The sequence below is a fragment of the Cellulophaga sp. F20128 genome, assembly GCF_023015805.1.
GTDB lineage: Bacteria > Bacteroidota > Bacteroidia > Flavobacteriales > Flavobacteriaceae > Cellulophaga.
On sequence record NZ_JALKBA010000001.1, the window covers coordinates 454,286 to 480,526 of the forward strand.

Here is a 26,241-nt window from a genome sequence, read left to right on the forward strand (position 1 = left end):
AATACATTCCATTTTCAATTTTTATATACAAACAAAAGCTTTGAAGGTATCAACAACACATTTCCGTAGCGAAAACGTTGTAGAAGGTCTCCAAAGTGGTTTGCATAATTAAGCTTGTCGTTGGTAAAACTAATTTTAAATAATGGGTTTAGACCGTTAAGTTCCATTCAAAAAAAACGGAATAACATGAAAAATCACACACAACTTATTCTTGCCTCACTCGTATTTATTAGCCCTCTTCTTGGATCAGCACAAATAGTTAATAGGGTAATTAAGGATTACAACAACAGAGAAATTTTGGTAGGAAAAATTAATAAGGTGGGGCTCACCAATCCCACTTTTGCCCCTTGGTTTACCCCCAAATACAATGCTTATGAGATAGACACCACCATTTTAAACACTCTAAAAACCCACCTTAAAGACTACAAAATTGTCGCCTTTATTGGGACTTGGTGTGGTGATAGTAAAAGAGAAATTCCTCGTTTTTACAAAATTTTAGAAACAGTGAACTATCCAATGTCTCACTTTTCATTAGTTGCTGTAGACAATTCCAAAGACAACTACAAAAAAAGCCCAAACGGGGAAGAAAAGGGACTACATATAATACGTGTGCCCACCTTTATCATTTACAAGGATAACAAAGAAATAAACAGGATTATTGAATCGCCCGTGGTGAGTTTAGAAAAGGATCTAGCGGTCATTATTCAAGGTGGAGAATATGTACCAAATTTTCCTCTAAAATAGACTGTCCTTCTTAGAATATGAACAGCTTAACAGAATATTATATATGATCCTATATGCAGCTATTTACCTTTACCATAAAGTTAATTACTTATTTTCTAAATGTAATATTTCTCTTTTCCCTTGTATTTCTTAATGTAACCTTCAAACTACCTTAAACTATAAAAAAATAATAATTCATTGATTTGCGGTAACTAAAAACAACCACTAATTTATGAAATATTATTTTGCTGTTTTACTATTGATATCATTCACAGTAAACACTTTAGCGCAATCTGGAAACATCCAAGGTGTTATTACAGATGACAATGGAATCACAGTTCCTGGAGCCACAATTGTAATAGAACAACTAAAAAAAGGTGCTATAACTGACTTTAACGGAAAGTTTACCATAGTAGATGTACCCGAAGGCACTTACACACTAGTATTCCAGTACTTAGGCTATGCGGACTTTGAACAAGAAGTTATTGTGACAGCTTCAAAAACAACAACGGCTAACATAATCCTTGCCTCAAAAAGCACCAAACTAAATGAGGTGGAGGTATATGGATTTGCTCTAGGTAGCCAGGCGAGAGCTTTAAATACTCAAAAAAACAAACAGAACATATCCAATATTGTTTCTACAGATCAAATAGGTAAATTTCCAGATGCCAATATTGGAGATGCTGTAAAACGTATTCCCGGTATAACTATGCAGGTAGACCAGGGCGAAGCCCGTAACATTATTGTTCGTGGTTTGTCTCCTCAACTAAACTCAGTTACTTTAAACGGTAGCAGAATTCCTTCTGCCGAAGGTGACAACAGAAACGTACAAATGGATTTAATTCCGGCTGATATGATTCAGACCATTGAGGTTAACAAAGCGGTTACCCCAGATATGGAAGCAGATGCATTGGGAGGTTCTGTTAACTTAATTACTAGGACATCTCCGCAAGGGTTTCGTTTATCGGCCACAGCAGGTTCTGGGTTAAACTTTATCACAAACAAAAGAATATTAAACGGATCCTTTTTAGTAGGTGACCGCTCCAAAGACAACAAGTTCGGTTGGGTGGTTTCAGCATCCATAAATGATAACGACTTTGGTAGTGATAATGTTGAAGCTGAATGGGAAGATAAATTTGAATACAACGCCAATGATGACGAAGATAATTTGGAAGAAGTTGCTGTAAATCCATATGCAAAAGTATTCGAAATTAGAGAGTACTTGGTGCAACGTGTACGGAGGAGTTTTTCTGCTAATTTGGATTACAACTTGGATGAAAACAACAGCATTTATTTAAAATCCATCTACAACTGGAGAGACGATCGTGAAAATAGGTTCCGTTTAGAAAATGAAATTTTAGATGGTGAAGACATAGCCCCAGGAGATTTCACTGTTGATGCCAATGGAAACCTAACATCTTTTCCTGTTGAAGCAAAAAGACAAAGCAAAGGAGGAATTGACAACAGTAGAAGTCAAAACACACGTTTGGAAGACCAACGAATGCAAAACTATAGTTTAGGCGGTAACCACTTGGCCAACAATTTGCAAATAAATTGGATGGCTTCTTTTTCTAAGGCGTCAGAAGAACGACTTAACGAACGCTATTTGGAATATGAAAGCGAATATGGCGTTGCATTCACAAACAATGATAACAAGCCACTATTTACAGCTTTAGATGCCAATGACTCGGCCTATAACAATTTTGAGATAAGTGAGTTAACTGAAGAAAATCAATATACGGAAGAAAAAGATATGAATGCTTTTGTAAACTTTCAATTGCCACTTAATTTATTTGATAACGAAGACGGAAATGTAAAGTTTGGTGCTCGTGGAAGATTAAAAAACAAAAACCGTAAAAATAATTTCGTGGAATACAGCCCTGAAGGTTCAGAATTTGAATTTCTTGGAGGGATCCCTACTCGTAGTTATTCTGATACAAGTTTTGGAGCAGGAAAACAATATGCTATTGGCAGTTTTGCCAATCCGGAGTTTTTAGGAAGCTTAAACCTAGCCGACTCCAATCTTTTTGAAGCAGAAGATATACCTGAAGAGTACTTAACGGCCAATTTTGACGTGGATGAAAACGTATATGCAGGTTATGCAATGACCAACCAAAACATCACGGAAAATTTAAGTGTTTTGGTTGGTATCCGATTAGAACATACCAAGATTAACAGTACCGGTAACGAAATTATTTTCGATGAAGATGGGGATTACGCCGGGACCAATGAGGTAATGGCAGAAAACACGTATACAAATGTTTTGCCTGGTATTCATTTTAAGTACAATGTTAATGATAACACCGTTTTACGTTTTGCATGGACAAATACCATTGCTAGACCAAACTATGTGGATTTGGTTCCTTTTAGGGAAGTGAACAATGAGGATGAAGAAATTATTTTGGGTAATTCCGACTTAAAACCTGCTACTTCAATGAATTTTGACCTTATGGGAGAGCACTATTTTAAATCTGTTGGTATACTATCAGCTGGTGTCTTCCAAAAAAGCATTCAAGACTTTACGTACGTTTATCAATATGAAGATGAAAATGATTACGAAGTTTACCAGCCATTTAATGGTGATGACGCTTCAATTCTCGGTGTGGAATTTGCCTTACAACGTCAATTGGACTTTTTACCTGGTTTTGCCAAAAATTTCAGCATTTATCTTAACTATACGTATTTAACATCTAACGCAAATGGAATACGTAATGAAGATGGTGAGGAGCGTACCGATTTGGACTTGCCAAATACGGCGCCAAATATGTTTAACGCTTCATTGGGGTATGCTAACAAGAAAATGAGTTTCCGTTTGTCTGGTAACTTTTCAGACTCCTATGTAGATGAAATTGGAGGTCGTGCTTTTGAGGACAGGTATTACGACAAACAATTTTTCTTGGACTTTAATGCAAGCGTTAACCTCAATAAAAACCTAAGTTTCTATTTAGACGTTAACAATATCACAAATCAGCCATTGCGCTATTTTCAAGGTGTAAGCAACAGAACAATGCAAATGGAATACTATAAAACACGCTTAACCTTTGGTGTTAAATACGATATATTCAAAAAATAAAACTGAAGAATAATGAAGTACATTTATACTGTATTTTTACTGGTAACAATAGTTGCATGTAAATCAAATTTAGAAGAAATAAAACCAACTCTGGTTACCGAAAAAACACCACATGATACAGACGACCCTGCCATTTGGATAAATAAGAAAAACCCTGAAGAAAGCATAATTTTTGGGACAGATAAAGATGAAGTTAATGGTGGTGTTTACGCCTTTGATCTAGATGGAAAAATCATCTTAGAAAAAAGTTTAACCAAGGTAAGTTATCCAAACAACGTAGATGTCGAATATGGTTTTGTTTTAAACGATTCTACAACTACCGATATTTTGGTGTTTACGGAAAGAGAAAAACACCAAATACGAGTTTACTCCATCCCGGATATGAAACCATTAGATAAGGGAGGTTTTCAGGTTTTTGAAGATGAAAATAATGTTGAAATGAAACGGCCTATGGGCGTTTCTATTTATAAAAATCCTGAAAACGGAAATATTTCTGCCATTGTAAGCAGAAAATCAGGTCCGTCCGATGGTTATTTATATCAATATGCTTTTGTGTCGGACTCGCTAGGTGTACATTCTAATTTGATTCGAAAATTTGGAAAATTTAGTGGCGAAAAAGAAATAGAAGCCATTGTTGTGGATGACGCATTAGGGTTTGTCTATTATAGTGATGAAAGCGTTGGTATTAGAAAGTATCATGCAAGCCCTAAAAAGGGGAATGCTGAAATTTCAATTTTTGGAGGGGAACATTTTAAAAGAGATATAGAAGGTATAGCCATTGCTACTTACCAAGGAGATCGAGGATTTCTAATTGTATCTGATCAACAAGATCATAGTTTTAATTTCTTTTCAAGAAGTACTAATAGTTTTGTAAAAAAATTAAACCTAGGCACTTTAGAGACCGATGGTTGTGATGTTACCACTGAAGCCCTAGGGAGCAAATATCCTAACGGTTTGTTTGTTTCTATGAATGATGAGCAAGATTTCTTTTTTCATGCACTAGATTCGCTTAAAATTGCAAAATAACTTACTGCAATTCTACTAAAAAAGCCCAAACGTTATATAACGTTTGGGCTTTTTATCTATATTTTTAGAGATTAGCTCTTTAGGTTTGCGCTTAAGAATTCGCGGTTCATACGTGCAATGTTTTCTAAAGAAATTCCTTTAGGACATTCTACTTCACAAGCACCGGTATTGGTACAATTCCCAAAACCTTCCAAATCCATTTGTGCAACCATATTTTTAACACGGTCTGTCGCTTCAACCTGCCCTTGTGGCAATAATGCATATTGAGATACTTTAGCACCCACAAACAGCATCGCTGAGGAATTTTTACAACTTGCTACACAAGCTCCACAACCAATACAAGTTGCAGAATCCATTGCTTCATCTGCCGCGTGTTTAGAAATAGGGATCGCATTTGCATCTTGTGTATTACCCGAAGTATTCACAGAAATATAACCACCCGCATGTTGTATACGATCAAAAGAACTACGGTCTACAACTAAATCTTTAAGTACAGGAAATGCCTTTGCTCTAAATGGTTCTATAGTAATGGTGTCACCATCTTTAAACATACGCATGTGCAATTGGCAAGTAGTTACGCCCCTATCTGGACCGTGAGCCTCACCATTGATAAACATAGAGCACATTCCGCATATACCTTCACGACAATCATGATCAAAAGCTACTGGCTCTTCGCCAGTATTGATTAACTGTTCATTTAAAACATCCATCATTTCTAAGAAAGACATGTGTTCTGATATCTCAGTCACTTTATAATCGACCATTTTACCCTTCGACTGAGCATCCTTTTGACGCCAAATTTTAAGTGTTAAATTCATAATGCCTTTGTTATTTGTATGACCGTTGTTTTAATTCAATTTCTTTAAACTCTAACTGCTCTTTATGTAAAATAGCATTGCTAGGTTCTCCTGTATATTCCCAAGCAGAAACATAAGCAAAATCCTTATCATTACGTTTAGCTTCTCCTTCTTGCTCTCCATCTAACTCAACAGATTCTTCTCTAAAGTGACCTCCACAAGACTCTTCTCTTTCTAGTGCATCTTTAGCAAAAAGTTCTCCCAACTCTAAGAAATCTGCAACACGACCTGCTTTTTCAAGTTCGCTATTTAATTCATTTGCAGTACCAGGAACACTAACGTTTTTGTAAAAGTCTTCACGCAGTGCTTTGATTTCAACCATAGCCTCTTTTAATCCGGCTGCGTTCCGAGACATTCCACATTTATCCCACATGATCTTACCTAATTTTTTATGGTAATAATCAACCGAGTGTGACCCTTTATTATTTACAAAGAAATCTATCTTATCTGTTACTTCTTTTTCAACAGCATCGAATTCCGGAGTATCTGTTGGGATTTTTCCGGTTCTAATTTCATTTGATAAGTAATTCCCAATAGTATATGGCAATACAAAATAGCCATCAGCTAAACCTTGCATTAATGCAGAAGCCCCTAGTCTATTTGCCCCGTGATCAGAGAAGTTAGCCTCACCAATACAGTACAAACCATCTACGGTGGTCATTAGGTTATAATCTACCCAAACACCACCCATTGTATAGTGTACTGCAGGATATATCATCATGGGTGTTTTGTACGGATCTTGGTCTACAATTTTCTCATACATTTGAAAAAGGTTACCGTATTTTGCTTTCACAATAGCCGCCCCTAATTCGTATATTTTTTCAGCAGAAGCATTCGCTATATTATGAATCTTTGCTTGCTCAACACCATAACGTTCTATGGCAGATTTAAAATCTAAATAGACAGCCTCACCCGTTGCATTAACACCGTAACCAGCATCACAACGTTCTTTCGCTGCCCTAGAAGCAACATCACGTGGTACCAAGTTTCCAAAGGCAGGATATCTTCTTTCTAAATAGTAATCTCTTTCCTCTTCCGACAAATCCGTTGGCTTTTTCTTGCCTTCACGAATCGCCATTACATCTTCCATATTTTTAGGCACCCAAATACGACCATCGTTACGTAGGGATTCTGACATCAATGTTAATTTTGACTGATAATCTCCAGAACGTGGAATACAGGTTGGGTGAATTTGAGTATAACAAGGATTTGCAAAGAAGGCTCCTTTTTTATGTATTTTCCAAGCGGCCGTTGCATTAGAACCCATTGCATTGGTAGATAAGAAATAAACATTACCATACCCACCAGAAGCAATTACTACGGCATGCGCTGAATGACGTTCAATTTCTCCTGTTATAAGGTTACGGGCAATAATACCACGGGCTTTTCCATCTACTTTAACAACATCTAACATCTCATGACGATTGTGCATCGTAATTTTACCACGTGCAATTTGTCTGTTCATAGCAGAATAGGCACCCAATAATAATTGTTGTCCTGTTTGTCCTTTGGCATAAAAGGTACGAGAGACCAATACACCACCAAAAGAACGGTTATCTAATAATCCGCCGTAATCACGGGCAAAAGGAACACCTTGAGCCACACATTGATCTATAATATTGGCCGAAACTTCAGCCAAACGATATACGTTAGCCTCCCGAGAACGGTAATCACCACCCTTTACAGTATCGTAAAACAAACGATAGGTAGAATCTCCATCACCTTGGTAGTTTTTTGCAGCGTTTATACCTCCTTGCGCAGCAATAGAGTGTGCTCTACGCGGAGAATCTTGGTAGCAAAATGCTTTTACATTATACCCTAATTCCGCTAAAGTCGCAGCGGCAGAACCACCAGCCAAACCAGTACCAACAACAATAACATCTATATTACGTTTGTTCGCAGGGTTTACTAAATCGATATGGTTTTTATAATCGGTCCACTTATCTTTAAGTGTTCCTTTTGGTACTTTAGAATCTAATACAGACATATGATACTATATTATTAATGATTAAAATAATGAAATAGGGCTATAAAAATAAATCCTAAAGGAATCAGTATAGCATACCCCTTACCAAAAGCTTGCAGCTTTTGTTTTCTCATAGAGCTAACCCCAGAAGATTGAAACGCAGAACTAAATCCGTGCATAAGGTGTAATGATAAAAACACAAACGCCAATACATAGGCGCCTACTCTTAATGGGTCAACAAATTTATGCGTTAGTTCTTCGTAGTAACGAAAACTTTCACCATCCGCTAATAACCCAGACATATCGCCTTGAATATATTTTGTATTTATTTCTGGCAACCAAAAATCAATAAAATGAAGAACTAAGAAAGCCAATATCGCCAAACCGCTATAGATCATATTTCTACTCATCCAGCTAGAATTTGCAGCTCCATTGTTTTTCGCGTATTTAACAACCCTTGCATTTCTGTTTTTTATTTCTAAAATAAAACCCATTATAAAATGGTAGATTACCCCAAAAATCAACACGGGTTGTAATAAATACTGCACTGCCCAAAATGTTCCCATAAAGTGAGATGCTTCATTAAAAGCATTTGGACTGAAAACTGATAAAATATTGATGGCAAAATGTTGCAAAAGAAAGAACATTAAAAATAATGCAGAAAGGGCCATCGCATACTTTCTGCCAATCGAAGATTTAAAAAATCCGCTCATTTGTTGTTAGTTTTGATTACAAATTTACGACACCTACCAGTTAACAACAAACTTTGCTAGTATAATGTACCGTATTTAGACTAATTTTAAAGAATCATTTTTAGGGGAACACCCTAATTGTTATTTTTGAAGGATATTACAAACTAACTTAAAAAGACACCTAAAATGGATATTGGCCTGCTATCAGTGAGTATGGGAGTTTATTCTACCAAGAGAATTGCCGAAGAAGCTGTAAAAAGAGGTCATTATATAGAACTAATAGACCATACTAAATGTTCTGTGAAATTGGGTTCTGGCCCACCAAAAATTTACCTAAGGGAAGAAGATGTTACGAACGAATTTGATGCAATTATACCTAGAATAGGATCTAACGTCACAAAACACGGCGCTTCTATTGTTAAACAATTTGAATTGAACGGTATTTTTAGCACTGCGAAATCTATTGGCATCATAAGAGCCCGGAATAAGGTAAGAACACTTCAGTTATTGGATTTAAAGGGAATACCTATTCCAGAAACCCTTTTTTCTATTAATCCAGACAATATAGAAACACAAATAGCACTTTTAGGTGGCCCTCCTGTTATCATTAAACTACAGGAAGGCACCCAAGGGCTGGGTGTTATATTAGCAGAAACTAAAAAATCGGCAAAATCTATTATCGATACATTTTATAAGATGGATACAAGCATCTTACTTCAAAAATACATTCAAGAATCTAATGGAGAAGATATCCGAATCTTTGTGGTGGGCAACAAAATTGTAGGCAGTATGAAACGTTCTAGCGAGGCAGGCGAATTTAGAGCTAATGTTCATAGGGGTGGCAGCACCACAGCAATAGTGCCCACTGAAAAAGAATGTAAAATTGCACTTAAAGCTGTTAAATATTTAGAATTAGGAGTTGCTGGTGTAGATTTGATACGTTCTAAGAACGGACCCCTGCTACTGGAGGTAAATGCCTCGCCAGGATTAGAAGGAATAGAAAAGGCCACTGGCGTAAATATTGCACAACAAATTATAGCATACGTAGAAAAAAATGCATTTAGAAGAAAAAAATAAGAGCATACATCTCGGGAACGAAGCCATTTTACCAGGCAAGGAAAAGCTTGTTCACATTCAAATAGACCGCTTACCTACGGGCACGCTTATAGATATACCAGTCTATGTATTCAATTCCAAAAAACCGGGACCAACAATTCTTGTTCAAGCGGGTTTACATGGCGACGAGGTTAACGGCATTGAGATAGTTCGGAGAATGCTAGCCGAAAAACATTTTAAGGTTACCAAAGGCGCTGTTATAGCCGTTCCTATCCTAAATATTTTAGGGTTTATTCATTTCTCAAGAGATTTACCAGATGGAAAAGATGTAAACAGAAGCTTCCCTGGATCTAAATCGGGCTCAATGGCAAGCAGAATAGCCTATCATTTTACAAAAGAAATTTTTCCGCAAATAGATTTTGCGGTCGATTTACATACCGGTGGCGCTAGAAGGTCTAACTATCCTCAGGCTCGCTATACTGCTACCGACAAGGAAAGTGCAGCATTGGCAACTATTTTTAATGCACCCTTCACCTTTTCGTCAAATTTAATTGCAAAATCCTTTCGAAAATCGGCCTACAGTAAAGGCATACCCACTATTGTTTATGAAGGTGGAGAAAGTATGCGTTTTAATGAGTATGCAATAGAACAAGGCGTACAAGGCGTCTTAAATATTCTAGCCCATTTTAAGATGTTAGCGGATAGCACTATGCCCATACCCAAAGCAGAAACAATCTATATCACCAATAGGAAATGGTTGCGTGCCCCAACTGCCGGCATGTTTTTACCCAAAATAAAAAATGGAAGCGCAGTTGAAAAGGGTGCTACATTAGGGGTTGTAACGGATGCATTTTCTAGCCGTATTAAAGAAGTAAAAGCACCTTTTAATGGATATGTTTTTTGCGTGAACCATCAAGCGATTGTAAACCAAGGTGAAGCCCTGTTTCATTTGGGTGCACAGACCGAAAAACCTTAAGTTGTCGGAAGATCACTTTTTTACAAGCTTGTTGCCATCTTCCCTTATTCACTCCAATTTTTAAGTCGATCCAGATACAAATAACTTTCAATAAAATTTCTATGTTCAGTACTGGTCATTTTCTCCAACAAATGCAATGCAGAAATATAACTCGCTAAATTTCCGTTGGAAGAACTGAATTTTCCGTCTTCAACAAAAGTCACCAAACTATCATTCTGTACTTTTAAATTTGGATAGTCTTTTTGCAATTGCACTCCACCACCAATCCATGTAACAATTTTATGGCCATCTGCAATTCCAGATTTTCCTATTAGTTGTGCTCCAGCACAATTACTCACAGTGTATTTAGTTTCTTTATTTTTCTCTTTTATAAAACTTACAATTTTATCATTGTGAATTTGTGCGTACATATCATACGCACTAGGAACACACAATACTTTTAACTGTGGGCAGTTATTAAATGTATAATCTGGTAAAATTCTAATTCCCTCTTCCGTTGTAATCGGATTTTCAGTTTCTGCAATGGTAATAACATTAAAGAGTTGTTTCCCGTCTACATTTGGTTTTGCAAAAACGTCTGAGGTTGCTATAACTTCACTTTGCAAAACTCCATCATACATTAAAAGTCCAACGGTTGGCAATTGGGGGTTAAAAGGCTTTATATATTTTGTTGAGGTGGCAGTCTTCTTTTTAGTGTGGTTAATCACTTTAGCATTGGATTTTTCAGAATTACAACTACTGAATAGTATTGCAAAAATCAGGATCGCTAGCACGCTATATGTTTTCATTTATCTCCTTTTAAAATGTTGTAAAATACAAGAATAATTGTGATACACCTATTCAAAGATATCCCGTTTAATTATACCGATATAAAGAAATTGATATATTAATTAGAGCCTTCACTGTTTCTTTTTTTGAAGAGGTTTAGCATTGGTATGATTGCCCCATATGGCAACAACCGCTTTAAAACCAATAGTATCATACTTCCTTAACTCCATTTTATGGAATGGAAAATAATCGTTTATCCCAAAATAGGCTTCTGTAAGCTCTGCGAAATATTCTTTTTCGTTGGTTAGGGCATAGGCCGATGCTTTTACACGCTGTTCCCCTCCTCCTTTATGATACAAAATATTGGTGTATAAATTAGCAGATACCGCATTCTTGTATGCATTAGTAATCAAAGTACTATTGTTTTTTAACACCCTATGCTGATACGCATGTGCCAATTCGTGCAAAACCATATAGGGTTGATTCTGCTTTGTCCAATTGATAAAATTTTCAATGTTTGAAATTTCGACACCTTTTGCTTTTTCAGGAATATAGCCATTCGCAACCAACCAGGATTTACTAGGGTGATATTGAGCTGCTCCAGCGGTAGTATTCCAATCCATAAAAATTGGTACTGCTTTTAAGGCATCTATCTTCACTGCTTCCATTGGTAGCTGCGCAATCTCAATTAATTTCATTTCTAAAAGCCCAATGGCCTCCTTGGCACGGTCTGCATGTGCAGCTAAGGCTGTGTTTTGCACCAATACATTAAAACCAGAAAGTTCATAATTTGTATAGCCATCAACGGTTAATTGTGCGTTCCCTTGGAATGACAAAAGTGTAAAATATACAATTAGGATGACTGTGGTTTGTTTCATAAAAATGGCTTTATTTCTCATAGACCACAAAAACATCCTAATTGTATTGGAACTCAGTTACACTTAGACTCATCTATTTTGATTTTGCCTGCTGTGCTAAAAAGTAAAACAAATCTTTCACCTCAGCTTCATTTAACCTGTTGATAAGGCTTGGCATCATGATAGATCGTTGAGATACCTTTTGGTCTTTTATGTCCTTTTTGGCAATTTTTAGTTGTTGTTTTGCAGAGAGGGGGTTTGTGTTTAAAAACACTTCGTTTTCATTTTCAGATACAATTCTTCCCCAATGTTGCCTATCGTTATTTAGGGTTATTTCTACCGCCTCATATTGATCCGAGACCACAGCATCTGGATTGATAATTGCTGTTGCAATATCTTTCACTGAAAAACGGGTTGCCACCTGTGTTAAGTTGGGTCCAATGCTTCCACCTTCGTTATTTACAGTGTGACAAGTAGCACATAAAACCGATTGGTACATTTTTTGGCCATTTTCAAGGTTTCCAGTCTCCCCAATACCATCAATAGCTAGTACTTCTGCTACTTTCCAATTCTTTCCAGGTCCTTTGGGTTTTGGTAAATTACTTAAATCTGAAGCATTTACCTGCGCCAGTTCCTCGCCAGACAAGGCTATTAATTCATCTTGTATTGCTTTAGGAACATTGACCAAAGCAGCTTCTCTCATTTTCAATAAAAACCCACCATAACTTTCACCGCCATTGGCAGCAAAGAGCGTAGCAAACTTTTTAAAATACACTTCCCTATTACTAGCATTCCATCCGGCCTTTGCTTTACTTAGGGCATTTACATAATGCATAAGCTCAGAAGGCGGCGTGTTTTTCTTCATCTGCTCTACCGTTTTACCATACTGGTCACTTCTTCCGGTTACCTCACTATTAAGAACAGGTGCTTTGTTTGTCGTATTTAAATTGGTGATCAAGCCAAGGGTTTTATCTACAACCATGGGATCATCAACATACACCAACAATTGCACCAATTCTCTATTTATGGTATTGTCTTTTGAAGGGTAACTTTCTCCCAATTTCTCAGAAACTACTTTTTTACTTTGAGCATCAAAATCGCCACGAATAAACAGCAGATCTATTGCACGTATGTAATTTATCTGTTGCTGGGTATTCATGGTATCAAACGACAGTGTCATCAGCTTATCTAAAACAATAGCCTTATTGTCTTGTTCCCCTGTTCTTGCCAATGCAATGCCCGTTTGGATTAAAATATCCACATTTTTTTCGGCTGCAAATCTATCTACTACTAATTGCTCATCTTGATATTCCAAGGAAACACGAGCTGCATAGCTAATGCGACTATCTTGATCTCCTAAGGATTTCCAAAGAAAATCCATATCTGCTTTTTCTCCTATAGCATAAGATTCTAGTTTCTTACGCCTTTCTTGTGCCTCAGAAATAGTACCAGCTACCTTTGTAGAGGCAGAAGCATCTCTATGAGACACTCTATACAATCCAGATTCTAGCCTTCGTCCTCCGGTAACAAAATATAGTGCCCCATCGTCACCCGCTACACCGTCTGTTAACGGTAGGGGTGCCCCTGATAAAAATTCTTCAGAGGTTCCGGTATAACTTGCCCCTTCTTCTTTCATACTTACGAAATACATGGTCCCAAAACTCCAGTCGAACACAAACATTCCGCTCTTATAAGGTTCTGGAAAGTTTAAATCATTTCCGGAAACCATACCTGTTGGTGAGCCTTGACCTATATCTACTACACTACCTACATTATCTGGGTAGTAACTGGGCCATTTTCCTGAACCTGTACGCCATCCAAATTCTGACCCCTGTGTAATATGACACACTCTAATTGGCCTATACCAAGGCGAACCCATATCCCATTCCATATCAGAATCGAACGTAAATAACTCCCCTTCGGCATTAAAAACCAAGTCGTATGCATTTCTAAATCCCGTTGCAATCACGGTAAAATTACTTCCATCTTTCTCCGCTCTAGCCACCCAACCACCCGGTGCTTTTACGTTATTAGCATGCCCACGAGGATCTTTTATTAAACCCAATAACTGGTCTTCATCCCATATGGGTTTCTGAACGGAGTTAAAAGTTTCAGGTAGTGAGGTATGGTTACCACCAGACATGTACAACAAGCCATCAGGACCCAACACAATGCCATGAGGTCCGTGTTCTCCCTGCCCTATAAATTGATGTAAAAAGGATATTTTATCCAATTCACCATCATTATTGCTATCGGTAATACGATACAAGCCACTTTCTTTACCATTATTGGCATTTTTCATAACGTACAAACTATTATACGCCCACAACAGTCCGTGTGCATTGCCCATTTCTAGTGGAAAAGGGGTCACGACAACGGAGTCTTTAGATCCAATTTTTGGTGCATCTACATAATACAAGCTTCCATATTGGTCTGAGGTTATCAATCTACCCTTGTCATCCTTAGTTATGGACACCCATGAGCCGTTTTCTTTAGCAGTTGGGCTATAGAGTTTTTCAACAACAAATCCGTCTTTCACCTGTATGGAAGGGTCACTCACCAAGGGTTCTGAACAACTACTTAATACGACTAATGTTACTACTATTAAAATTTTATACATTCTTAGTTTATTTCAAATTCAATTTCTTCAGAGTTACCGTTTCCAGATAGCTGTATTTTATATTTTCCTTTTGGCAAATAGGTTTTACCATCATTAGCCGTAACCAATTTTACTTTGTTTTTCTGTAAGTAGCTCGATTTGCCTTTTTTAGAAAAAGCGACATCATACGAAAGTACGTTAAATCCTTTTTCTCCTGTAACCCCTACAGCGCTAACCTCTGTATTATTCATAGTTAAGATTTTAGCGGAAAAGTCTCCTGCCTTGGCAGCATAAAAGTGAATGTCTATTCCTGGCGTATTTGGCCTTCCATATCTAGCTGTTCCCCATCGTTCAGAATGTTGAAGATCTTCAACCTTAAAGAGGTGCAACTTCTTTTCTAAAACCGTTGGTGTCATCTGCTGTATTAGGGCAATGTTGGCCTTGTATAGACTTCTGCCATGGGTTGCGACGATCATTTCTTTGGCTTCTGCTTGTATAACTAAATCATGTATTGCCACACTAGGGATTCCGTTTATAAAAGAGTTCCAGGTTTCTCCGCTATTAAAAGTAACATACAGTCCGTTATCTGAGCCTACATAGAGAACATTTGGATTTTCCGGGTCTTCCTTAATGACATTTACGGCTGCTCCAGGAATAGTAGTACCAATATTTTTCCAACTTACTCCATAATTATCAGACACATACACCTGAGCAGTGAAATTATCCCAGCGGTATCCGTTTAAGGTTGCATAGACTCTTTCTTTTTTATGGGCTGATGCTACAACTCTACTAACCCACATATTTTTAGGTAAGCTCGCTGAAATATTTTGCCAAGATGCTCCTCCATTTTTTGTGAGCTGAATTAACCCATCATCTGAGCCCACATAGATTAAACCAAATTGAAATGGACTTTCACTAATGGTTGTGAGGGTGCCATACGCAACGTTCCCTTTTTTTCCTCCTAAGGTTAAGTCGTCAGAGATAGCCTCCCAATCGTCTCCTTGATTAAAAGAACGATGTAATATATTACTTCCAAAATATAAAATATCTTGGTTGTGAGGTGATAGTAAAATTGGTGTTTGCCAGTTATAACGAAAAGTTTCTTCTTTCTCTTTGCTTTTAGGTGTAATGCTTGTACGTTTTCCGTCTGCTAAATTTATACGGTAATAACTTCCAAATTGAGACCCTGTATAAACAATATTATGGTCTCTAGTATCTACTTGTACTTGCATCCCATCTCCACCCATAATGGACTTGTATGGATTTTGACCTGTTTGTTCCCATCGTTTGTCTATTCTGGCATTGTTTGGACCATACCACACCCCATTATCTTGTAAACCGCCATATACATTGTACGGTTTTTGATTGTCAGCGAAAACATAATAAAACTGACCTACGGGCGCATAATTTAATTTAGACCAACTCTCACCGTCATCATAACTCATGTTTAATCCACCGTCATTGCCATTAATTAAATGCCCAGAGCGGTTGGGGTTTACCCAAAATGCCTGATGATCTGCATGTACATTTTCTTGGCTAATAGACGAATAAGTTTCTCCCCCATCTTTAGATTTCAGCAAGGAAATGCCTAAAATATAAATACCATTTTTATCTTGTGGATCTACCCTTATTTCACCAAAGTAATAACCATAAGACGAATAAAAACTTATTTTTTCTTTGTTTTTTTTCGTCCAAGTTGTACCTCCATTTATAGACAAATAGACCTCTGCACCAGTTACGGCATAGGCAGGAATCGCCTGATTACTTTGCAAAAAACCAGGTATTTCCCCAGGTGTTAACGCCTTAGATTGTATAAAGTTTTTAATATTTAAAGCTCTATACTTTTCATGAAAACCATACGATTTTAAATAGGTGTCTATTTCTTTATCATCGAGGTCTACAAATTCTTCACCTGTACTATTGTTAAAGATTTCATTGTAAAAGGCCATATCGGTAGCGCCTTTCTTTTCTTTATTTTTTTCTTCTGGAAACTCAAACTGACTATCATGCAAGGCATAAACCGTATTTTCATCAAAAACAGCCAGTCCAATTCTACCAACACCGCTACCAACAGGAAATCCGTTACCCGAGATGTTCTTCCATGTTTCCCCCCCATCTATACTCTTATAAATAGCAGAGTTGGTACCACTTCCCACAAAATTCCAAGCCTTACGCTCTCTTTCCCAAGAGGCAGCATACATGACCTTAAAATTGTTAGGTGCTATGGCAATATCAATAACACCCGTATCCTTGTTTATAAATAGGGTTTGCTTCCATGTTTTGCCACCATCTGTAGTCTTGTAAATTCCACGCTCCTCGTTAGGAGAGTACAAATGACCAATGGAACCTACCACAACCTCATCTGGATTGGAAGGATTTATTAGGATTCTACCAATATGGTGAGCATCCATCAATCCCATATTTTCCCAGGTTTTTCCTTTATCTGTAGATTTTAGAATTCCAATTCCAGCATAAGATGACCGAGAAGAATTATTTTCTCCTGTACCCACCCATAAGGTTCCGTTGTTCCAGTTCACTGCAATATCACCAATATTTTGAGTTGGTGCATTATCCATAACTGGAGTAAAAGTGATGCCATTATTGTTGGTATACCACAACCCGCCCGATGCATAACCCACATAAAATTCTGAAGGATCGCTTGGGTTAACATCCAAATCTGCCACACGACCACTCATTACTGTAGGGCCAATATTTGTAAAAGGAATATTTTTAACGATGGAAGAAGCTTCCATTTCTTTTTTTGCTTTTAAAGCCTCTTTAACCAGATTTTTTGATGTTGCTTCTGGCTGTTGCCCCCAAATCATTACAGACGTAAGTAAAAAAGAGAACACTAAAAATTTTTTCATTCTAAGGTGTTTGGTTTCTATGAAAAGTTCCGTACAAATCAAGTATGGACAGGTATCTTCATTATTTTTTTAAAAAAGTGAAGTTATAAAATAAAGCGTATTACAACAAAATTATATTTCATATCAACCCTAAATCCAATTAAATTCCTTTTTTAGTCAAAAAAATAACAGTGTATTTCCCTTTAGTGATGCTGCTTAAATCTGATGCTATAGACAGATTTGGCCGCATAATTTTGATAGATTAGGAGTTGGCCGATGCCTTAACTGGTGGTTTTGACCGTGGTGTCTTGTAGACCATAAAATAAAAAGGGACAAGTTTTTATTTAGAGCTGTTCTAGGAATTTGAAAGTACCTTTTTAACTTCTTTTTGTATGTGCCAAAATTGAAATTCCTTACTTTTGACAAAAGCTTTTAGTAATACCTCAATTTTGTACTACGAGGTTAGACACCTATAATTAAAAACGAAATTCTAAGACATGAAATACAACCCTATTGATTCCAAATTATTTATAAAAAATCGCGAAAAATTTATGGCACTTATGAAGCCAAAAAGTATTGCTGTTTTTAATTCTAATGATGTTTATCCTATTGGTGCAGATAGCACTATGCCCTTTGAGCAGCATCGGGATATTTTTTACCTTACTGGAGCAGACCAAGAAGAAACGATACTGTTACTTTTTCCCGATGCTCTAGATCCAAAACATAGAGAAGTGTTATTTGTACGTGAAACAAATGCTCATATTGCCGTTTGGGAAGGTGAAAAACTTACCAAAGAGCGCGCAACAGCAGTCTCAGGGATTGCTACTGTATATTGGTTGACGGATTTTGACAAAGTCTTTTTTGATTTGATGACAGAAACCGATACCGTATATTTTAACACCAATGAGCATTACCGCCAAGCGGTTGAAACTGAAACTAGGGAAGATCGCTTTATAAAAAAATGCAAGGCAGATTACCCTGCGCATTCATGGGCAAAAAGCAACCCTATTCTACATGCCATTAGAGGTGTAAAAGAACCTGAAGAAATAGCCTTGCTACAAAACGCCTGTAATATTACCGAAAAAGGTTTTAGACGTTTGTTAAGCTTTGTAAAACCCGGGGTATGGGAATATGAAATTGAAGCCGAATTATTGCACGAATTTATACGTAACCGCTCAAAAGGTTTTGCGTATACACCCATAATAGCCTCTGGAAACAATGCCAATGTCTTGCATTATGTAGAAAACAACCAACAATGTAAGGATGGCGATATGCTGTTGATGGATGTTGCTGCAGAATACGCCAATTATTCTAGTGACTTAACCCGTACTATTCCTGTAAACGGAAGGTTTACAAAACGTCAAAAAGAAGTGTACAATGCTGTTTTACGCGTAAAAAATGAAGCCACCAATATGTTGGTTCCTGGTACTTTCTGGGCAGAATTCCACAAAGAAGTTGGCCATCTAATGACCAGCGAACTGCTAGGTCTTGGTTTACTGGACAAGGCAGATGTGCAAAATGAAGATAAAAACTGGCCAGCCTATAAAAAGTATTTCATGCATGGTACTAGTCATCATATTGGACTAAACACGCACGATTATGGAGACCTAAAGGCTCCAATGAAAGCCAATATGGTTTTTACCGTTGAGCCTGGTATTTATATTCCTGAAGAAAATATGGGCATCCGACTAGAAGATGATGTTGTTATTCAAGCCAAAGGAGCACCATTTAATTTAATGGCAAACATACCTATTGAAGCCGATGAGATTGAAGCTTTAATGCAGTCTTAAGACCAAATAAATGTCTTTATAATAAGCCACCCTTAAAATACCAATGAGTATTTTAAGGGTGGTTTTTGTATTCTATTCACTTCTTCATTTGTTGGTAATCTTTGAGCCATAAGTAAATATTCAACTTTTTAAACCATTCAGAAATGCAATAAAATAATTAGTGAATACTTCCTTACTTCTTTCACTATAATGTTCATATAAAATTATGTAACTAAAATGTTTTGTGATAATTACACAAATTATATACACTAATTGTTTAATAATATGTAAACTTAAAAAAGTTGACAAACGAATAAAAATAACTATTGGTATGTTGTTTAAAGGTAAGGCAATTAATTTATAATCTTATGAGAATTTTATAAATAATTATAAGCATTTTAAATTCAAATCGGATGCTTTGTGTAATGGAAAAAGCTAAGATGAATTAGTTCACCTCAGCCTTTTTTTACAATTTCTACTATATTGTTATTCTTGATCTTCAAACATACTATTTGCATACCCATTTTGTTTTCCTTTAGAAACTACAAACTCAAGTCGTTTATTTTGCAAATTTTTTGTTTTAGTATGGTTTGTTGTTAGTGGAATTTTATCTCCATAACCCCTCCAAGAAATTCGATCAAAACCTAAACCGTTATCTAACAAAAACTCTCCTACCGCTTTTGCTCTTTTTTCAGAAAGTTCTTTATTGTAATTCTTATTTCCTTTCCCGTCAGAATGCCCATAAATGGTAAGGTTTAACTCTGGGTTACGCTTAAGGTGGGTTAAAAGTGCTTTTAGTTGACTTTTTGACCCCTTATGAATCTCAAAACTATCAGGAGTAAACAAGAAGTCCTTTACAACATAGATTTCATCTAAATTAAACTGATAGGTATCTTTTGTAAGCGACACCATATCAAAATAATAATAGGCTGCCTTTCTCTGATGCTGACCTGTTTCCTCTGTTTTGGTAGCCAGGTTCCTTTTAAAATTACCTAAAGTCATAAACTTCTCCGTTCCATTGGCTACAAAATCTGCAGAAACACGAATCCATTCTGTTTTATTGGAATAAAAAACAGGATTACTAGAACGCACAAAATTTAAATGATTTTCTTCTTTTAAATTTTCAATTTCTATGTTTTTGTTGGTTTCCCATTTTGGATTGTTTTCTGTAAAAAGAATTTCAAACTGGTCTACTGAGAGTCCAGATTTCTCTGCCAAACTAACCATAAATGAAATTTTATAGCGCTTTCCCTGTTCTAAAGGCTCCAAAATTGATGCGGTAATATATTCCCGATAATTATCAGGACCGTACATATAAAAACCGGCAAAGGCCTTTCCGTCATGCACCGTTTGCCTACCAATAAAATTTTGTGAGGTATGCATTTCTTCACTACAATCATTAAAATAATCGGAAGTTCCTTGGGATGGATTGAACCAATCTGTAACATCTTCATTAAAATTACCTACTTTGTTAGAGCATTTTTGCGACGATTCAAAACTTGGATTTTGGATTAAATTTTGAGCATTGAGTTTTCCTAAAAACACGAAAGTGAATCCTGCAACAAAGCAAAGATATCGACGAAAATAAAGAAAGAAGTGAGACATAAGGCTATTGGTTTTAAGTTGGTACTCCCGTTTTATAGTAACCTTGAACCTTTATGTTTATTGCAATTTTTACAGCGCTATGTTGTGAAACAATAGGTTGTTGTCTGTGAACGTCTAAAAAAGTAAGTCGAAAGGGCCTAAAATCAAAAGGACATAAGCATCTTTATTTACGTAAATAATTGTAAATCAATGATATACAGTAGGTTTTTTCTTACAACACACCATCTGTCTGTTGTTTTTTTGTAGTCTGTTAAGAGGCAAAAGGCAAGAATCTCTACTTCCAAAACACGGTAATCTCCAATACAAATCACCTAATCATTAAACATACAAATACACCCTTTGCCAAGCAAGGCATCGTCAAAAACAATTGCTCCCTGAGAATCCGATTCAACCGCTAGCAGTTTCTATTATTTGGTCCCGGTACTTCCAAAACCACCTTCACCTCGTGAGGTTTCTGATAATTTATCTACTTCAACCCATTCTGCCCTTTCGTGTTTTGCAATGACCAATTGCGCAATACGTTCTCCGTCTTCAACCGTAAAATTGTCCTGAGATAGGTTAACCAATATAACACCTATTTCCCCTCTATAATCCGCATCTACGGTACCTGGAGCATTTAAGACTGTTATTCCCTTTTTAGCGGCCAATCCGCTTCTAGGACGTACCTGTGCTTCATAGCCTACCGGTAATTCTATAAAAAGTCCGGTAGTGATAATAGCTCTTTGCAAAGGCTCTAAGGTAATAGGTGTAGATATATTAGCTCTAAGATCCATCCCTGCAGAAGCAAGCGTTTCGTATTTTGGAGTGGGATGTGCCGATTTATTTAGTAATTTAATTGTCATTTTTTACTGATTATTTTTTTTAATACTTCGTTTTCCATTTTATAAACCAACCCTAAAAACAAAAATAGTAAGATGCAACCGATCCACAAATTCCGATCAAAAACATAAAAGGAAATGATAGACAACAGTACCGAGATGGAAAAATAAAATGCTATTTTACGCATGTTGTACGGAATTGGATAATTCTTTTTTCCAAAGTAATAGGACAGCACCATCATAGAGCCATAGGCAGCTAAGGTGGCTAAAGCAGAGGCAACATACCCAATTTTCGGAATGAATAAAAAGTTAATTACTATAGTTAACCCTGCCCCAATTAACGAAATAAATGCGCCATACCTTGTCTTATCCGTAACCTTATACCAAACTGAAAGGTTGTGATAGATCCCTAGAAAGAAAGCAGCCAACAGCACAATAGGCACTATAGGCATGGCTTCCCAATACGCCTCTTTAGTAATAAATATTTCTTTAATAACATCTATAAATACAATGACCGCTAAGAAAATAACACTCCCTATAATCACAAAATAATTGGTTATTTGCGCATAGGTTTTCTGTGGATTTTCTGATGTAGAATGACTAAAAAAGAATGGCTCTACTCCCATGCGAAATGCTGTGGCAAACAGGGTCATAAACAAGGCGAGCTTATAACAGGCAGAATACTTTCCTATTTCACTTTTAGCGATGTCTTCCGGCAGTAAATTTTCTAATAAAATACGATCAAAAACTTCATTGATAGAAAAAGCTATACCCGCCACCAAAATAGGTGTGGCATATTTCATCATTTGCCGCCAAAGCACTACATCAAATATATATTTCGTTTTAAAATACAACGGAATTAATAAAAATAGGGTTACCAAACTAGCCAAAAGATTAGCTATAAGGAGGTAGGAAAACTCAAAATTGGGTATGTAAATGCTTTTTAAAATGGAATCTGGACTTTTTACCAATATTTCTGGGATAACATATAAGAAAATTGCAGTAATACCCGTATTAATGGCCACATTAATTAACTTAACCACCGCGTATTTCATGGGCTTTTCCGTAGCTCTAAGCCAGGAAAATGGCACAATCACCAACGCATCTAAAGTTAAGATCCATATGGCGTATTTTACATAGGCAACATCAATGCTAATAACACTTGCTATGCTGTTCCTGAAACTATAGGCAAGCACCAAAAAAAGCAGGCTGCTTCCCAAAATAGACAACAATGAAGTTGAAATAACGGTGTTTTTATCCTTTGCATTGGTATAAAATCTAAAAAATGCAGTTTCCATACCATAGGCTAAAAAAACATTGAAGATTGCGATATAGGCGTAGATAATTGAAAACTCTCCATATCCTTCTGTCTTAAAAACGTAGGTATACAGCGGAAGTAACAGAAATGTTAGCATCCTAGGCAATACAGTTGCCAAGCCGTAAACAAAAGTTTGTTTAAAGAGTTTTTTTAACGGATTCAATGCTGTTTAATTAGTGTTTAAAAGTAGGTATTAATCCTCTAGTAAACAAAGTCATTCTCTTGGTTTAGAAGAATAGATTAAAGCAGGTTTGTCTTTAACTCCCTTTACTTTCACATAATTGATGGTACTTTTTTGAATATAACTCAATACCGCTTCATCGTCTGCCAAGGTAAATGGAAATTCTAATTCTTCCTTCGCCTCATTTTTAATTGGTTTATTTCCAAATTCTTCTCTAGGGTCTGCATGGGCTACTATATCGTGAGGCGCAACTTTCCTTTCTTTATCAAACTTGGCTACAACAAACTTTTGCCCTTCTTCTGTCTCTATTTTAACATAGGCCTGTTGTCCCCTAAAAAAAAGTGTGTTTAGCGTATATCCTTCAATTTCCGAAACAGGAATTTTCACTAATAATCCGCTACCAGTTGCTTCTTTTCCGCCAATCCATTCTTGAGAATACCCTTCTCCTATTTGAAAAGGGGCACTGTTTACCAAATTTTTCTGAGAAGAACAACTAGTTACGAGCACGGTTACTACCAAAAAACTATATATCGTATTTTTCATTTGTTTATGTTTTCTATGTCTATAAAGATACAATGACAAAATTGATGCCACGTATAAACGTGAATAAAATACTGACTTTCTATAAAGCAAAAAATCTCACTACCAAGTAGTGAGATTTATATTCGTAACCATACTATTTATTCACCAATGATATGGAGCTCATTAAAATCCTTGCTCACTACAAAGGTATTGCCTTCATTTAATTCTAAATCTGCAAATAGAATTTCTTCATTATCTACTTCAATTTTTGCAATGGTAAATGGCAATCCATGTAATTTAATTTTAAACGTATCATAGGTTGTAATAAACTTACCAGACTTGTGTTGTTGAATAATAAGTTGGTTCTCTTTCCCTGTTAATTTAAAATTACGCAAGCTATACCGTCCTTTGATATAGTCATAGCCGTCATTTGCATCTTCATATACCATAGATTTTTCACTTCCTACTTTATAATACGTATCTAAAGTAAGTTGTTCAATAACCAACTCCCCTACATACTGCTGCACAGGATATTTTGGTATAATAGCACCTTCTTTTACAAATAATGGCATACTATCTAAATCTGCATCTACCCAACGTTCCTTGCCACCAACTACCACCTCATCATTCCAGTAATTGTACCAATTCCCTCTAGGCACATACATTCTACGCCCTTTGGCATTAGGCTCTATAATTGGACATGCTAAAATATGATCTCCAAAGAGAAATTCATCTGTTCTAAAGTGTGTTTGAACATCTTCTTGATCAAAAAGTACTAATGATTTTAGCATTGGAGTTCCCTCATTAGCATATTGCCAAAATGTACTGTACAAATACGGCAAAAGTTGGTACCTTATTTCTATAAACTTTCGTACAACATCTGTAATTTCATCGCCAAAGGTCCAAGGTTCTTGCTCACCGTGATCTCCTGATGAGTGGGTTCTACAAAACGGGTGAAAAACACCTAATTGAATCCACCTTGCGTATAATTCACCGTTAGGTTGTTCTGCAAATCCACCAATGTCTGACCCTGCAAAGGAAAATCCAGACATACACATGCGTTGTGCTTGAATGTTTGCAATCCATAAATGCTCCCAAGAAGCAATATTATCACCTGTCCAGGTAGACGTATATCTTTGTGTACCTGAGTAGGCTGAACGGGTTATTACAAAAGGCCGCTGCGGATAAGCGTACTTCTTTAGCCCTTGGTATGTAGCCCTTGCCATTTGCATTCCGTATATGTTATGCGCTTTTCTATGGCTACATGGGTTTCCATCATAATCATGACGCACATCGTTGGGGAATGATTTGTTAGGAACTTCCATAACGGCTGGCTCATTCATATCATTCCAAACACCTCTAACGCCTATTTCTTCTATTAATTCTTTAAAAAGACCAGACCACCATTCTCTTACCTTGGGGTTGGTGAAATCTGGAAAATAACACTCTCCAGGCCATACTTTCCCTTTCATATAAGGCCCGTCTGCACGCTTACAAAAATAATCGTTCTCTAAACCTTCCTTAAAGACATCATATTCCATATCAATCTTAATTCCTGGATCTATGATAACAACTGTTTTAAAACCATCGTCTTCTAACTCCTTCACCATTCGTTTCGGATCTGGGAAATACTTTTTATTCCAGGTAAAACATCGAAAACCTTCCATATAATCGATATCCAAATAAATGGCATCACATGGTATTTTAAGTTCCCTAAATTTATTAGTTACCTCCTTTACTTTAGATTCTGGGTAATAGCTCCATTTACATTGGTGGTACCCTAAGGCCCAAAGCGGAGGTAATTGGTGTGGTTTACCTGTAAGGTCTGTATAATTAGCCACAACGTCTGTCATTTTTGGACCGTAAATAAAGTAGTAATTCATTTCACCACCTTGAGCCCAAAAACTTGTTACATTTCTTCTCTCGTGTGAAAAATCGAAAAATGATCTAAAGGTATTATCAAAAAATATTCCGTACGACTTTCCATTGTGAAGGGCTGTATAAAAAGGAATGGTCTTATAAATGGGGTCTGTTCCTTTACCATAGGCATAGGAATCTGTTACCCAATTTTCAAAACGTTTTCCTTTTAAGTTAAGATGAACTGGCTTATCGCCTAAACCATAAAAGCTTTCTCCGTCTTCACAAACCTTACTCATTTTTACTACATCACCTCCAAACTCGTAACTTTCTTCCCAATGAAACCCCAATTCATCTTCACTAATAAGCGTCTTATCTGCTGCATCATAGATAGATTTTCTCATATCTGCCTTATAGATATTACAAATCAGTTTGGCAGTAGTAATGATATACCGGTCATCTTCTTCCTGTATTGTTAGATGATTGTATCCCCTACTCGCATATTTTGTAATGGCATACGAAAAATCCTGATCTAAATTATGGGCCGTAGAATACCTGAAACGTAATACACTATCTCTGAGTACAGTTAGCTGTAACAAAATTCCGTTATCTGCCTCAAATACTAAAGTGTCTACATTCTTTTCATAGGTAATTATCTTTCCAGGAAAAAGGTTTCCTTTATATTCTAGTTCTGTATTGGTAATCATAGTTAGTTTTTATTTGTCAGTACAA

The 26,241-nt window shown here is 36.5% G+C and carries 18 protein-coding genes; 6 read left to right on the top strand and 12 right to left on the bottom strand.

Annotated features, from left to right (window positions below):
* The first annotated feature begins 186 nt into the window (after positions 1-186).
* The 3 genes from MWU65_RS01945 (at position 187) to MWU65_RS01955 (ending at position 4,822) form a co-directional block, all read left to right on the top strand.
* On the top strand, positions 187-744 hold the full coding sequence (locus MWU65_RS01945; protein ID WP_247075316.1) for a thioredoxin family protein: 558 nt from the start codon (positions 187-189) through the stop codon (positions 742-744).
* Positions 745-955: 211 nt separating this feature from the next.
* Positions 956-3,796, top strand: a complete 2,841-nt coding sequence (locus MWU65_RS01950) for a TonB-dependent receptor (protein ID WP_247075322.1) — start codon at positions 956-958, stop codon at positions 3,794-3,796.
* Positions 3,797-3,808: 12 nt separating this feature from the next.
* A complete protein-coding gene (locus MWU65_RS01955; protein WP_247075325.1) occupies positions 3,809-4,822 on the top strand; it encodes a phytase in 1,014 nt (337 codons plus the stop codon).
* Positions 4,823-4,893: 71 nt separating this feature from the next.
* Here the strand turns inward: MWU65_RS01955 and MWU65_RS01960 are convergent, their stop codons facing one another.
* From MWU65_RS01960 to MWU65_RS01970, 3 genes are read right to left on the bottom strand one after another with little or no spacing between them, the layout of a single operon-like run.
* A complete protein-coding gene (locus MWU65_RS01960) occupies positions 4,894-5,640 on the bottom strand; it encodes a succinate dehydrogenase/fumarate reductase iron-sulfur subunit (RefSeq protein WP_247075330.1) in 747 nt (248 codons plus the stop codon).
* A gap of 10 nt (positions 5,641-5,650) precedes the next feature.
* On the bottom strand, positions 5,651-7,666 hold the full coding sequence (locus tag MWU65_RS01965; RefSeq protein ID WP_247075331.1) for a fumarate reductase/succinate dehydrogenase flavoprotein subunit: 2,016 nt from the start codon (positions 7,664-7,666) through the stop codon (positions 5,651-5,653).
* Positions 7,667-7,680: 14 nt separating this feature from the next.
* Positions 7,681-8,358, bottom strand: a complete 678-nt coding sequence (locus MWU65_RS01970; protein WP_247075332.1) for a succinate dehydrogenase cytochrome b subunit — start codon at positions 8,356-8,358, stop codon at positions 7,681-7,683.
* Between the two features lie 165 nt (positions 8,359-8,523).
* Here MWU65_RS01970 and MWU65_RS01975 point away from each other — a divergent pair, with 165 nt between their 5' ends.
* A complete protein-coding gene (locus MWU65_RS01975; protein WP_247075333.1) occupies positions 8,524-9,414 on the top strand; it encodes a RimK family alpha-L-glutamate ligase in 891 nt (296 codons plus the stop codon).
* Positions 9,392-10,369 (top strand): succinylglutamate desuccinylase/aspartoacylase family protein, encoded by a 978-nt coding sequence (locus MWU65_RS01980; RefSeq protein WP_247075334.1) that lies wholly within the window; start codon positions 9,392-9,394, stop codon positions 10,367-10,369. The genes MWU65_RS01975 and MWU65_RS01980 overlap by 23 nt, the downstream gene beginning before the upstream one ends.
* 44 nt (positions 10,370-10,413) lie before the next feature.
* On the opposite strand, the gene MWU65_RS01985 is transcribed toward MWU65_RS01980, so the two are convergent.
* From MWU65_RS01985 to MWU65_RS02000, 4 genes are all read right to left on the bottom strand, one after another.
* Positions 10,414-11,157, bottom strand: coding sequence for a DJ-1/PfpI family protein (locus MWU65_RS01985; RefSeq protein WP_247075335.1), 744 nt, complete (start codon positions 11,155-11,157; stop codon positions 10,414-10,416).
* A gap of 111 nt (positions 11,158-11,268) precedes the next feature.
* The gene (locus tag MWU65_RS01990) at positions 11,269-12,015 is read right to left on the bottom strand and encodes a hypothetical protein (protein ID WP_247075337.1); all 747 of its coding nucleotides are present in this window, start codon (positions 12,013-12,015) and stop codon (positions 11,269-11,271) included.
* A gap of 73 nt (positions 12,016-12,088) precedes the next feature.
* Positions 12,089-14,614 carry a c-type cytochrome gene (locus MWU65_RS01995; protein WP_247075339.1) on the bottom strand — a complete coding sequence of 842 codons (2,526 nt, stop codon included), beginning with the start codon at positions 14,612-14,614 and terminating at the stop codon, positions 12,089-12,091.
* Positions 14,615-14,616: 2 nt separating this feature from the next.
* The gene (locus tag MWU65_RS02000; protein ID WP_247075340.1) at positions 14,617-17,460 is read right to left on the bottom strand and encodes a sialidase family protein; all 2,844 of its coding nucleotides are present in this window, start codon (positions 17,458-17,460) and stop codon (positions 14,617-14,619) included.
* A 476-nt stretch (positions 17,461-17,936) separates the two neighbouring features.
* On the opposite strand from MWU65_RS02000, the gene MWU65_RS02005 reads away from it, so the two are divergent.
* Entirely contained in the window at positions 17,937-19,229 is a 1,293-nt protein-coding gene (locus MWU65_RS02005; RefSeq protein WP_247075341.1) for an aminopeptidase P N-terminal domain-containing protein, read from the top strand.
* 465 nt (positions 19,230-19,694) lie between these two features.
* Here MWU65_RS02005 and MWU65_RS17785 read toward each other — a convergent pair whose 3' ends face one another.
* The 5 genes from MWU65_RS17785 to MWU65_RS02030 all read right to left on the bottom strand — a co-directional run bounded on the left by MWU65_RS17785 (position 19,695) and on the right by MWU65_RS02030 (position 26,216).
* Positions 19,695-20,753, bottom strand: a complete 1,059-nt coding sequence (locus tag MWU65_RS17785; RefSeq protein WP_247075342.1) for an OmpA family protein — start codon at positions 20,751-20,753, stop codon at positions 19,695-19,697.
* Between the two features lie 467 nt (positions 20,754-21,220).
* Complete coding sequence (dut, locus tag MWU65_RS02015; RefSeq protein WP_247075343.1) at positions 21,221-21,655, bottom strand: dUTP diphosphatase; 435 nt, start codon at positions 21,653-21,655, stop codon at positions 21,221-21,223.
* Positions 21,652-23,112 (bottom strand): oligosaccharide flippase family protein, encoded by a 1,461-nt coding sequence (locus MWU65_RS02020; RefSeq protein ID WP_247075347.1) that lies wholly within the window; start codon positions 23,110-23,112, stop codon positions 21,652-21,654. The genes dut and MWU65_RS02020 overlap by 4 nt, the downstream gene beginning before the upstream one ends.
* A 51-nt stretch (positions 23,113-23,163) precedes the next feature.
* Complete coding sequence (locus MWU65_RS02025) at positions 23,164-23,673, bottom strand: hypothetical protein (RefSeq protein ID WP_247075348.1); 510 nt, start codon at positions 23,671-23,673, stop codon at positions 23,164-23,166.
* A 137-nt stretch (positions 23,674-23,810) separates the two neighbouring features.
* Complete coding sequence (locus MWU65_RS02030; protein ID WP_247075349.1) at positions 23,811-26,216, bottom strand: glycoside hydrolase family 31 protein; 2,406 nt, start codon at positions 26,214-26,216, stop codon at positions 23,811-23,813.
* Positions 26,217-26,241: the final 25 nt, after the last annotated feature.

Bases quoted from the DNA above. Each gene is read 5' to 3' on its own strand.
- MWU65_RS01945 (WP_247075316.1), top strand. From the start codon at position 187: ATGAAAAATCACACACAACTTATTCTTGCCTCACTCGTATTTATTAGC.
- MWU65_RS01950 (WP_247075322.1), top strand. From the start codon at position 956: ATGAAATATTATTTTGCTGTTTTACTATTGATATCATTCACAGTAAAC.
- MWU65_RS01955 (WP_247075325.1), top strand. From the start codon at position 3,809: ATGAAGTACATTTATACTGTATTTTTACTGGTAACAATAGTTGCATGT.
- MWU65_RS01960 (WP_247075330.1), bottom strand. From the start codon at position 5,640: ATGAATTTAACACTTAAAATTTGGCGTCAAAAGGATGCTCAGTCGAAG.
- MWU65_RS01965 (WP_247075331.1), bottom strand. From the start codon at position 7,666: ATGTCTGTATTAGATTCTAAAGTACCAAAAGGAACACTTAAAGATAAG.
- MWU65_RS01970 (WP_247075332.1), bottom strand. From the start codon at position 8,358: ATGAGCGGATTTTTTAAATCTTCGATTGGCAGAAAGTATGCGATGGCC.
- MWU65_RS01975 (WP_247075333.1), top strand. From the start codon at position 8,524: ATGGATATTGGCCTGCTATCAGTGAGTATGGGAGTTTATTCTACCAAG.
- MWU65_RS01980 (WP_247075334.1), top strand. From the start codon at position 9,392: ATGCATTTAGAAGAAAAAAATAAGAGCATACATCTCGGGAACGAAGCC.
- MWU65_RS01985 (WP_247075335.1), bottom strand. From the start codon at position 11,157: ATGAAAACATATAGCGTGCTAGCGATCCTGATTTTTGCAATACTATTC.
- MWU65_RS01990 (WP_247075337.1), bottom strand. From the start codon at position 12,015: ATGAAACAAACCACAGTCATCCTAATTGTATATTTTACACTTTTGTCA.
- MWU65_RS01995 (WP_247075339.1), bottom strand. From the start codon at position 14,614: ATGTATAAAATTTTAATAGTAGTAACATTAGTCGTATTAAGTAGTTGT.
- MWU65_RS02000 (WP_247075340.1), bottom strand. From the start codon at position 17,460: ATGAAAAAATTTTTAGTGTTCTCTTTTTTACTTACGTCTGTAATGATT.
- MWU65_RS02005 (WP_247075341.1), top strand. From the start codon at position 17,937: ATGAAATACAACCCTATTGATTCCAAATTATTTATAAAAAATCGCGAA.
- dut (WP_247075343.1), bottom strand. From the start codon at position 21,655: ATGACAATTAAATTACTAAATAAATCGGCACATCCCACTCCAAAATAC.
- MWU65_RS02025 (WP_247075348.1), bottom strand. From the start codon at position 23,673: ATGAAAAATACGATATATAGTTTTTTGGTAGTAACCGTGCTCGTAACT.
- MWU65_RS02030 (WP_247075349.1), bottom strand. From the start codon at position 26,216: ATGATTACCAATACAGAACTAGAATATAAAGGAAACCTTTTTCCTGGA.